Source organism: Kitasatospora nipponensis (assembly GCF_039528135.1).
Taxonomy (GTDB): Bacteria; Actinomycetota; Actinomycetes; order Streptomycetales; family Streptomycetaceae; genus Kitasatospora; species Kitasatospora nipponensis.
The window spans coordinates 1-735 of record NZ_BAAALF010000683.1; the positions used below are offsets into that span (position 1 = coordinate 1).

At 67.1% G+C, this 735-nt stretch carries 1 pseudogene; it reads right to left on the bottom strand.

Annotated elements, in window-relative coordinates:
* Nucleotides 1-288 (bottom strand): annotated as a pseudogene (locus ABD323_RS42700) (hypothetical protein); the annotation flags it as partial.
* Nucleotides 289-735: the final 447 nt, after the last annotated feature.

The window sequence follows — 735 nt, forward strand, 5'->3', positions numbered from 1 at the left end:
CACCGCGACCCGTTCCGGCTCGCGACCGAGCGCGTCGTCGAACTGGTCGTCGAACAGGAAGTAGAAGCCCATCAGGTCGGCCGCCAGGTCGAGGTCCTCGGCGGAACTTTCCGGGTAGGTGAGCGCGGCCAGTTCGGGCACTTCCCAGCGGGCATATGCCAACTCGCCGGTGGAGGCGGCGAGTTCGCGGTGGCGGTGCAGCCACTCCTGATGGTGCTGGGTCGCGTGGGACTGGTGCGGGTTTCGTCGGTGGGGGAACGGAAGCTCGAGTGAGCTGTCGTCGGACATGGGACTCCCGGCGCTCGGTTCTGTGCGTGCTCTTGGCGCTCTCCACGGCTCTGGTTGAAGCCTTTGCGCCGTATACGTGCTGAAGATCATGCGACGCCCCGTTCGGGGCGAAGAGTATCTGATCTGATCATCAGACGTTAGGGGTACCAAGGGATTTGCCCCCGGCATCGGTACCGAACCCTGAACTGGTACTCCAGCCTGCGTGAACGCGCGCCACGGGGGCGGCCACGGTACTAGTCTCGCAACAGGTCCATGGGACGGGTGCGAAGCGGAGGCTGGGCAGTGGTCGATCATCAGGGTGGGGCCAGGGGCGGTCACCTGCGCGAGCGGGACGAGGAGCTGCGGACCGCGGAGCAGGCGCTGGACCGGCCCTGCCAGGACTTCGAGGCCGGTGGCACCGAGATCGGCGAACTCCTCGTCTACGCCTCGCCCGCCGGCCTCGGCAAG